1 protein-coding gene is annotated in these 620 nt (G+C 33.5%); it reads left to right on the top strand.

The window, feature by feature from the left end; translation table 11 throughout:
• On the top strand, positions 1-451 hold a 451-nt coding region (locus QZ327_RS14380), incomplete at its 5' end, for a hypothetical protein (RefSeq protein ID WP_294620414.1).
• Positions 452-620 lie beyond the last annotated feature (169 nt).

Here is a 620-nt window from a genome sequence, read left to right as displayed (position 1 = left end):
ATTGAGAACTGTGGATATAAAATCATTGAATATAAAAACAACCGTCTTATGTATCCTTTGCTGTTTCTTTGCCTTTACAACTGTACAAGGACAGAAAACGATTCAAGAGTTATTGATGAGTACGCATTGGGAATCCCAAAACTTTTGGGATGAAAGTGAGAGTGGATATGTGAAATTAGCAGAGAAAACTCGTACTTATGTTGAAAATATTAATGGCTCAAAAGACAGTATAAATTATGTGTATTATTTGAGTGATACACCTGATACTTCGTTTGATGAAACTAAAGTTGGTAAAAGTATTAATGGAGAATACATCATTGAAAATGGTGGCAAGTATGTGTTTGTAACTAAAATTGTAGAGTTAAGCCCATCAAAACTTGTTGTGGTTAAGATGATTCCAGGCTTTGATTCTTATGGGCATAAAATAGTTTATTTTCCAGTACAACCATAGCTATAGGATAAACTTGTAAATATTATTATGAAGAGAACTGTGTTATTATTTTGCGCTTTAACAATAGCAGTCCTGTTGTATCCGCAAGAACCGACAGGTAAGAGTGTACAACAAATATTGATGTCCAAGACTTGGCATATGGGAGAGGATTTGAAAAAGGGTTGTAGGT

This window comes from uncultured Bacteroides sp. (assembly GCF_910578895.1).
Lineage (GTDB): Bacteria > Bacteroidota > Bacteroidia > Bacteroidales > Bacteroidaceae > Bacteroides.
This window is presented reverse-complemented; position numbering and strand designations above follow the sequence as displayed.